Origin of the sequence: Glaesserella australis, assembly GCF_003260095.1 — a bacterium.
GTDB classification, from domain to species: domain Bacteria; phylum Pseudomonadota; class Gammaproteobacteria; order Enterobacterales; family Pasteurellaceae; genus Glaesserella; species Glaesserella australis.
Window position 1 is genome coordinate 48,043 of record NZ_PTPX01000004.1, and the last position, 7,448, is coordinate 55,490.

Annotated in this window: 10 protein-coding genes, 2 tRNA genes and 1 rRNA gene; 6 read left to right on the forward strand and 7 right to left on the reverse strand. The window is 43.1% G+C overall.

The features are described from left to right. The first annotated feature begins 26 nt into the window (after nt 1-26). The 3 genes from proA to C5N92_RS02420 all read left to right on the forward strand — a co-directional run bounded on the left by proA (nt 27) and on the right by C5N92_RS02420 (nt 2,287). The gene (gene proA, locus C5N92_RS02410; RefSeq protein WP_111749285.1) at nt 27-1,277 is read left to right on the forward strand and encodes a glutamate-5-semialdehyde dehydrogenase; all 1,251 of its coding nucleotides are present in this window, start codon (nt 27-29) and stop codon (nt 1,275-1,277) included. Between the two features lie 146 nt (nt 1,278-1,423). Continuing rightward, entirely contained in the window at nt 1,424-1,912 is a 489-nt protein-coding gene (locus C5N92_RS02415; RefSeq protein ID WP_111749286.1) for a tetratricopeptide repeat protein, read from the forward strand. Between the two features lie 18 nt (nt 1,913-1,930). Beyond that, a complete protein-coding gene (locus tag C5N92_RS02420) occupies nt 1,931-2,287 on the forward strand; it encodes a hypothetical protein (protein WP_111749287.1) in 357 nt (118 codons plus the stop codon). A 67-nt stretch (nt 2,288-2,354) separates the two neighbouring features. Here the strand turns inward: C5N92_RS02420 and vapC are convergent, their stop codons facing one another. Together vapC and vapB are read right to left on the reverse strand one after the other, a co-directional pair. Next, the gene (gene vapC / locus C5N92_RS02425; protein WP_111749288.1) at nt 2,355-2,753 is read right to left on the reverse strand and encodes a type II toxin-antitoxin system tRNA(fMet)-specific endonuclease VapC; all 399 of its coding nucleotides are present in this window, start codon (nt 2,751-2,753) and stop codon (nt 2,355-2,357) included. Further along, the gene (gene vapB, locus C5N92_RS02430; protein WP_111749289.1) at nt 2,753-2,983 is read right to left on the reverse strand and encodes a type II toxin-antitoxin system VapB family antitoxin; all 231 of its coding nucleotides are present in this window, start codon (nt 2,981-2,983) and stop codon (nt 2,753-2,755) included. Before vapB ends, vapC begins: the two co-directional genes overlap by 1 nt. Nucleotides 2,984-3,117: 134 nt before the next feature. Between vapB and C5N92_RS02435 the strand changes: the two genes are divergently transcribed. The 3 genes from C5N92_RS02435 to tilS are packed head-to-tail and all read left to right on the forward strand — an operon-like array spanning nt 3,118 to nt 5,665. Further along, a complete protein-coding gene (locus C5N92_RS02435) occupies nt 3,118-3,963 on the forward strand; it encodes a virulence factor BrkB family protein (protein WP_111749290.1) in 846 nt (281 codons plus the stop codon). Continuing rightward, nucleotides 3,960-4,394 (forward strand): D-aminoacyl-tRNA deacylase, encoded by a 435-nt coding sequence (gene dtd / locus C5N92_RS02440; protein ID WP_111749291.1) that lies wholly within the window; start codon nt 3,960-3,962, stop codon nt 4,392-4,394. The genes C5N92_RS02435 and dtd overlap by 4 nt, the downstream gene beginning before the upstream one ends. 2 nt (nt 4,395-4,396) lie before the next feature. Then, the gene (gene tilS, locus C5N92_RS02445; protein ID WP_111749292.1) at nt 4,397-5,665 is read left to right on the forward strand and encodes a tRNA lysidine(34) synthetase TilS; all 1,269 of its coding nucleotides are present in this window, start codon (nt 4,397-4,399) and stop codon (nt 5,663-5,665) included. Between the two features lie 22 nt (nt 5,666-5,687). Here tilS and C5N92_RS02450 read toward each other — a convergent pair whose 3' ends face one another. The 5 genes from C5N92_RS02450 to rrf all read right to left on the reverse strand — a co-directional run bounded on the left by C5N92_RS02450 (nt 5,688) and on the right by rrf (nt 7,326). After that, the gene (locus C5N92_RS02450; RefSeq protein WP_111749293.1) at nt 5,688-5,981 is read right to left on the reverse strand and encodes a DUF5389 family protein; all 294 of its coding nucleotides are present in this window, start codon (nt 5,979-5,981) and stop codon (nt 5,688-5,690) included. A gap of 1 nt (nt 5,982) precedes the next feature. Beyond that, nucleotides 5,983-6,876 (reverse strand): site-specific tyrosine recombinase XerD, encoded by an 894-nt coding sequence (gene xerD, locus C5N92_RS02455; RefSeq protein ID WP_111749294.1) that lies wholly within the window; start codon nt 6,874-6,876, stop codon nt 5,983-5,985. A gap of 118 nt (nt 6,877-6,994) precedes the next feature. Beyond that, nucleotides 6,995-7,070 (reverse strand) — tRNA-Trp (locus C5N92_RS02460). A 52-nt stretch (nt 7,071-7,122) separates the two neighbouring features. After that, nucleotides 7,123-7,199, reverse strand: a tRNA-Asp gene (locus tag C5N92_RS02465). 11 nt (nt 7,200-7,210) lie between these two features. Then, a 5S ribosomal RNA gene (gene rrf / locus C5N92_RS02470) occupies nt 7,211-7,326 on the reverse strand. Between the last annotated feature and the right edge of the window lie 122 nt (nt 7,327-7,448).

Genomic DNA, 7,448 nt, shown 5'->3' on the forward strand with positions numbered 1-7,448 from the left:
CCATTATTTTTTATTGGAAATTTACGATGACAATGATTGAAATTGCAAAACAAGCCAAACAAGCAAGTTTTGAACTGGCTCAATTTGGCAACCTACAAAAAAACCAAGCCCTGTTTGCGATAGCCGATGCGTTGGAGCAACGCACTGACGAAATTTTGGCGGTCAATGCCAAAGATATTGATTATGCCAAGTCGCAAGGGATTTCAGAAGCAATAATCGACCGCTTGTTGCTTACCCCTGAACGTATTCGTGGTATCGCAAACGATGTACGAAACGTGGCAAGCCTTGCGGATCCTGTTGGGCAGGTGATTGACGGCGGTGTGTTGGATAGCGGATTGAAAATCGAACGCCAACGTGTGCCACTCGGGGTGATTTTAACTATTTACGAAGCTCGTCCGAATGTCACTATTGATGTGGCTTCACTCTGTTTAAAAACAGGGAACGCCGTAATTTTGCGTGGCGGCAAGGAAACCAAATTCACCAATGCGATTTTGGTCGAAGTGGTACAACAAGCCTTGTCTCAAGCTGGATTACCGAAGCTAGCGGTGCAAGCCGTTACCGATCCTGATCGTGCCTTGTTGCTCGAACTGCTCAAACTCGATCACTATATTGATATGGTGATCCCACGTGGTGGGGCGGGCTTACATCAATTCTGCAAAGAAAATTCGACCATTCCAGTGATTGTCGGCGGTATTGGCGTGTGCCATTTATATGTGGAAGCAACAGCAGATTTAGATCGTGCTTTAGGTGTGATTGCCAATGCCAAAACCCAACGTCCAAGCACCTGCAACACCCTTGAAACCTTGTTGGTGGATAAAGCGATAGCCGATGAATTTCTGCTGAAACTTGCCGATCATCTCTGCAAATTAAATGTTACCCTACACGGCGATGATTTCTCGGCAGAATTGCAAAAAGATCCACAAATTCGACCGCTTGATCACGCTAAACTCAACCAAGAGTGGCTTTCGTTAGATTTAAGCGTTGTAGTGGTGGACGGTATTCAGCAAGCGATTGAACATATCCGCACCTACGGCAGCCAGCACTCCGAAGCGATTTTAACTAGCAACTACGCCCTTGCTCGCCAGTTTGTACAACAAGTCGATGCGGCAGCCGTTTACATCAACGCCAGCACTCGTTTTACTGACGGCGCACAATTTGGCTTAGGCGCAGAAGTCGCCGTCAGCACCCAAAAACTCCACGCGCGTGGACCAATGGGGTTAGAAGCATTGACGACTTATAAATGGGTGTGTGAAGGGGATTATTTGGTGCGAAAATAACCATTTTAAGCAGTAAATTTCGCAAATTTGCTCTTTTTCATCAATCAAACTTTTTAAAACAAAATGCAATCGTTTATATCTTGATTGTATTTTGTTTTTTTTTTGTACAATAACGCTGTTTTTTCAACCTAACCATCGGAGTTCTTATGAAACTTAAAAAAGCGTTATTACTTTCTATTTTCTCTTTAGCTGTAGTAGGCAATGTGTATGCTGAAACTGATTCGCAAAAGATAGATAAAATCAACCAATATCTAGCAGAAGGAAATGGCAAAAAGGCATTGCCTTTATTAAAAGCATTGGCAACAAAGGGGCGTGTAGATGCACAATCAGTTCTAGCGAGTCTGTATTGGAGTGGTAGTAAAGGTATTAAAAAAGATAATAAACAGGCATTTAAATGGGCTTCCAAAGCAGAGAAACAAGGTGATACAAAAGCAAGATATATCTTAGGAACTATGTATATGAACGGAGAGTATGTAAAAGAAGATTTGATGAAAGCAGGCAATCTTCTATTAAAAGCCTGTAAGGAAGAACCCAAACTTGGAAACTGTTACCTAATATTAAGCAAAAGCGATGTAGAAAAAATGTGTTCTGAAGGACACCCAAAGTGTCAAGAAGCGTCAGAACTGTTCCGCTAATAAATAAGGAGATAGACAATGCCAGTGTATCACTTTGAAGGACAAGTAGAAGATATCCACACTAAAATGGAAATCCTTTTTGACGATTGCCGTGATGAAGACTGCAATGATAATGAAATTATCTTAACTGCAGAAGATTTAGCTGAATTTGAAGCCTTGCTTGATGACATTCAAAGCTGTATTGACGAATGTGATAGTAAGCTCAATGAACTAGAAGATGAAGGGCAAGAACCAAACGCTGATGACATTGAAAAATATGAACAAGAAAAAGAGAAGTATGAATTGATGCGAGATCAGTTTGACAAACTGCAAGCTAATCACGCTACACTACAAGATCTTGTTGATATTTATGAAAACAATGAGATAGAAGAATAACCATTCAGCCAAATATAAGCGGTCACTTTCTTGCAGAAGTTTGCAAGAAAGTGACCGCTTGTTAAACCTAAACCCAATTATCTAAACGTAAACCTTCTACACGTTCAAATTCACGCAAGTTATTAGTTACGAGAACCAGCCCCTCACTTCTTGAGTGTGCCGCAATGTGAATATCGTTTTCGCCAATAATTTTACCCTGTTTAACTAAATGGGCTTTGATATTGCCAAAATGAACAGCAGCCTTGTGAGTGTAATCGAGAATGGTTAGGCGAGATAAAAAATCTTCAATAACGGCGAGATTTTTTTCGGGAAATTGACTTTTTTCAGCCCCATAATACAGCTCGGCAACGGTGATGCTACTCACACAAAGGCGACTGGCATTTTGGTTAAACTTCTCAAGAATCTCAATGGGTCTGCGTTTAATCACATAGATCACTATGTTGGTATCAAGCATATAGGTAAGCATTACAACTCCTCTCGTTCAGGTTGAATACTCACTTCTCTCTCAGCCATAAAATCATCACTCACGTTATCTGAATTCAAGAAAAAGCTGTCCCAACGTTGATTAAGGGGAGTTAAAATACGTTCATTTCCCACGATACGCACAGAAACCCGTTTTACATCGTTGGCAAAACGCATTTCAGAAGGCAATCGCACCGCTTGAGTACGGTTGGTAATAAAGACTGATGCTTCCATTTTGGCTCCTTTTAATTGGTATATAGTATAAGTATACACCCATAAAAATAACAACTCAAGCTTGCAAATAAAAGACTCTATACCCCTAAATTACCAAGCTATGTTAAACTTCCCTAACACTTAAGGAGACTCAAATGCAAAATCTTCTTTTCTTTTCAAAACTCTTTCTCCACCGCATTAAACAAAACAAAATTGCGGTCTATTCGGGCTATTTGACTTATACCACGCTACTATCGATCGTGCCGTTGATTATGGTAGTATTTTCGGTGTTTACCCTATTGCCGATGTTTGAACAGGCGACCACACAACTAAAGGAATTAGTGTACGATAACTTTGCCCCAAGTGCTGGTGATATGGTGCAACACTACCTTGAGCTGTTCGTGGAAAACTCGAAGAAAATGGGGATCATCAGTATCGTCGGGCTTGTGGTGGTAGCGGTGATGCTGATTTCGAGTATCGACAACGCCCTAAACGAGATTTGGCATAACACGAAAAAACGGTCGGTGGTGCTTTCCTTTGTGATTTATGTGGCGGTGCTGATTTTTGCCCCGATCTTTGCTGGAGCAAGCATTGCGATCAGCTCTTACATTTTTTCGTTAGAGATGTTTAGCGAAACAGGATTGCTGTCCTTTAGTCATCATCTGCTGAAATTTGTCCCCTTTCTGCTGACGTGGCTGATGTTTGCGTTGGTTTATTTGGTCGTGCCGAATACGCAGGTCAAATTCAAACACGCCGCACTCGGAGCCTTATTTGCAGGGGGATTTTTCACACTCGGCAAACAGGTTTTTGTTTGGTACATCACCACCTTTCCGTCCTACCAAACCATTTACGGTGCCTTAGCCACTATTCCGATTATGATTGTGTGGATACATCTAAGCTGGAAAGTTGTGCTACTCGGCGGGCAATGTGCGTCGGTACTAAAGGATATGGAAATGATTAAAATAGGGGAATTGATTAGCCCATTAGGAGAGAAAAAATGATCGGATTAATTCAACGGGTAAAATGGGCGAAGGTCGAAGTCGAGCAACAAACAGTAGGGGAAATCGCCACTGGGTTGTTGGTTTTGCTTGGGGTAGAACAGGGGGACGATCAAGCCAAAGCGGATAAATTGTTGGAAAAAGTGCTGAATTATCGTGTGTTTGCCGATGAACAAGGCAAGATGAATTTAAATGTACAACAAGTGGGCGGCAGTTTGTTAGTGGTGTCGCAATTCACCCTTGCCGCTGATACGCAAAAAGGCTTACGCCCAAGTTTTTCTCGTGGGGCAAGCCCTGCTTTAGCGGAAGAGCTTTACAACTATTTTCATCAACAAGCCATAACGAAAATCCCAACGCAAACAGGAAAATTTGCGGCCGATATGCAGGTGAGTTTGCAAAATGACGGGCCTGTGACGTTTTGGTTGCAGGTGTAAAAATGCAAACCCTCTTTGAACAACAACTTGCAAAACATTGCCCAAATCAGACCGCTTTTTTGATTGGTTTGAGTGGTGGAGTTGATTCGGTGGTCTTGTTGCACCTTTTCGCCCACACTCGCCAACGGCGGTCGTTGACGTTACGGGCAATCCATATTCATCACGGTTTAAGCCCAAATGCAAACAGTTGGGTACAGTTTTGTGAGCAGTTGTGTGAACAGTGGCAGATCCCTTTGAGCGTTTGCCGTGTGCAAGTGCAGGGCAAACAGGGGCTGGAAGCGGACGCTCGCAAGGCTCGTTATCAGGCGATTCAAGCCCATATTCAGCCGAATGAATGGCTCGCAACAGCTCATCACCTTGACGATCAAGTCGAAACTTTCTTCCTTGCGTTAAAACGAGGCAGTGGTATTAAGGGGCTTGGGGCAATGCAAGCGGTGAGTTCGTGGCAAAATTTTACGATTTTCCGACCGCTTTTATCGTTCAATAAGGGCGATATTCTTCGCTATGCCGAGCAACATCAACTTCACTGGATTGAAGATGAGAGCAATCTCAATACCGATTTTGACCGCAATTTTCTGCGTCAAAGCGTGTTGCCACAGCTTAATCAACGTTGGTCGCAGTTCAGCCAAATGGTCGCCCGTTCAAGCCAACATTGTACTGAACAACAACAGCTGATTGAAGAACTGTTGCAAACGGAACTGGCAAATCGTCTTGAAAACGGCAAGCTCAACATTCACGGCTTCGCTCACTTTTCCCCCTTAAAACAACAACAGCTAGTGCGTATGTGGCTGGCGACCGCTCAAGTGCCGATGCCGACAGTGGCTCAACTGGAGCAGATTATTCATCATCTTATTTTGGCGAAAGCCGATAAAAATCCACAAGTAACGTTGGAACAGCAGACAATTCGCCGTTATCAACAACAGCTTTGGATCACTCCAAATCAAACGGATATCGCTGATTTTGAGCTTGAACTTTGCTCCCAAACTGATGAAATTCATTTGCCTGAACCGCTTGGTACGGTGCGACGGATTCACAACGAGATCATTTACAAACTTTCAGGCAAATCCTACCGCTTCCCTTTACCTGAAAGCCTTGCAGACACACCTCTACGGCTTACCAACCGCTATCCAAGTAAGGTGCAATGCTACGGAAAAACACAGCGAGAAGATATGAAAAAAATTTGGCAGGAAAATCAAGTACCTGTGTGGCAAAGGGGGAATGTGCCGTTAGTTTTCTTTAATCAAACATTGGTCACAATGATAAAAATATAAAGCGGGTTACCCCGCTTTCTTATTATATTGTGCTGAACATATAGCATAAAAATCCATAAAAGGCGGCAAAACTAATTGCCAATAGCACTGATGCTATGCCTTTTTTAGAGCGATATATTCTGTATAAGATGCCTGAAAGCGTTAATAATACAAAAGGGTAAATCCAAAAGGCTGTAGAAAAGAGATCGATTTGGCTTGGAGTTAAATTTGGGTTCTCGCTTAACGCAGGTGAAACCAATAACGCCAGTGGCCATAATGCACTTGGCAAACAAAATAACGCCAATGCCCAACTAAACTTTGAAAAACCTTGTTGCATATTATCCTCGCGGGTGAAATTGTTGATGAAGTGATTTTAAACGAGCTTTTGCCACTTGGGTATAAATTTGTGTGGTAGAAAGGTCGCTATGCCCTAATAACATCTGCACCACACGTAAATCCGCCCCGTGATTGACTAAATGGGTGGCAAATGCGTGGCGTAAAACGTGCGGGGAGAGCTTATCGCTGTCAATGCCTGCCAATAACGCATAGTGTTTAATGCGATGCCAAAAGGTCTGGCGGGTCATTTGGTTGCCCAATCGACTTGGAAAAACGACATCAGACTGAACGCCGTTGAGCAAGGCACTTCGCCCATATTCAAAAAACTGCTGAATCCAATAACTTGCTTCTTCCCCTAAAGGCACAAGACGCTCTTTATCACCTTTACCGATAATCCGTACTAAACCTTGCCTTAAACTCAAATTATCCAACGTCAGCGAAACCAGCTCCGTCACACGCAAGCCTGTAGCGTAAAGTAGCTCTAACATTGCTTTATCACGCAATTCTAAAGGATCGTGGGTATTCGGAATGTTTAGCAAATCCAGCACTTGCTCTTCACTTAATGATTTAGGCAAATGAGCAGGTTTACGTGGAGACGTGAGCGTAGCTGTTGGGTCATCATCACGGTAATTTTCCAAATAGAGAAAACGGAAAAATTTCCGCAGACAGCTCAACATACGGGCAGAGCTTGTTGCCTTATAGCCTTGTGCTAATCGCTCACCGAGAAAGGTTTGTAAATCCGCATAATCCACCTTAAGAAAAGCGTTCGGTTCAGGCAGCCATTGAACAAAACTCTCCAGATCTAAACGATAAGACGCAACGGTATTTTCTGACAAGCCGTGTTCTTGCCATAGTGTATCAAGAAATTGTTCGATAATAGGATCAAGCGGTTTCATATAAGCGGTTAGTTTCTGATAAAAATTTGCAAAATTCTAACATAACGGCAACAAAATTATTGGCTTATCAAAACGAAAAAACCGATTAGCTTGCACTAATCGGTTTCGATGATATTAATGGCAGGGGCGGAGAGGCTCGAACTCCCAACACCCGGTTTTGGAGACCGGTGCTCTACCAATTGAACTACGCCCCTATATAATGATTTTATATAGCTAAAGCGAGTATTTCACTCGCTTGTAAATAAGTGGCGGAACGGACGGGACTCGAACCCGCGACCCCCTGCGTGACAGGCAGGTATTCTAACCAGCTGAACTACCGCTCCGCGAATAAGGGACTTGGCAATGTCCTACTCTCACATGGGGAAACCCCACACTACCATCGGCGTTACTGTGTTTCACTTCTGAGTTCGGAATGGAATCAGGTGGGACCACAGCACTATGGTTGCCAAGAAATTCTTTTATTAAGTTAGCCCACTATAGTAATGAGCTAAGTTAATAAAACCCTGATGGTGCCCTACTCTCACATGGGGAAACCCCACACTACCATCGGCGTTACTGCGTTTCACTTCTGA

Coding starts and splice junctions, on each gene's coding strand:
- xerD (WP_111749294.1), bottom strand. CDS start 6,876: ATGAAACCGCTTGATCCTATTATCGAACAATTTCTTGATACACTATGG.
- vapC (WP_111749288.1), bottom strand. CDS start 2,753: ATGCTTACCTATATGCTTGATACCAACATAGTGATCTATGTGATTAAA.
- C5N92_RS02420 (WP_111749287.1), top strand. CDS start 1,931: ATGCCAGTGTATCACTTTGAAGGACAAGTAGAAGATATCCACACTAAA.
- C5N92_RS02450 (WP_111749293.1), bottom strand. CDS start 5,981: ATGCAACAAGGTTTTTCAAAGTTTAGTTGGGCATTGGCGTTATTTTGT.
- vapB (WP_111749289.1), bottom strand. CDS start 2,983: ATGGAAGCATCAGTCTTTATTACCAACCGTACTCAAGCGGTGCGATTG.
- C5N92_RS02435 (WP_111749290.1), top strand. CDS start 3,118: ATGCAAAATCTTCTTTTCTTTTCAAAACTCTTTCTCCACCGCATTAAA.
- proA (WP_111749285.1), top strand. CDS start 27: ATGACAATGATTGAAATTGCAAAACAAGCCAAACAAGCAAGTTTTGAA.
- C5N92_RS02415 (WP_111749286.1), top strand. CDS start 1,424: ATGAAACTTAAAAAAGCGTTATTACTTTCTATTTTCTCTTTAGCTGTA.
- dtd (WP_111749291.1), top strand. CDS start 3,960: ATGATCGGATTAATTCAACGGGTAAAATGGGCGAAGGTCGAAGTCGAG.
- tilS (WP_111749292.1), top strand. CDS start 4,397: ATGCAAACCCTCTTTGAACAACAACTTGCAAAACATTGCCCAAATCAG.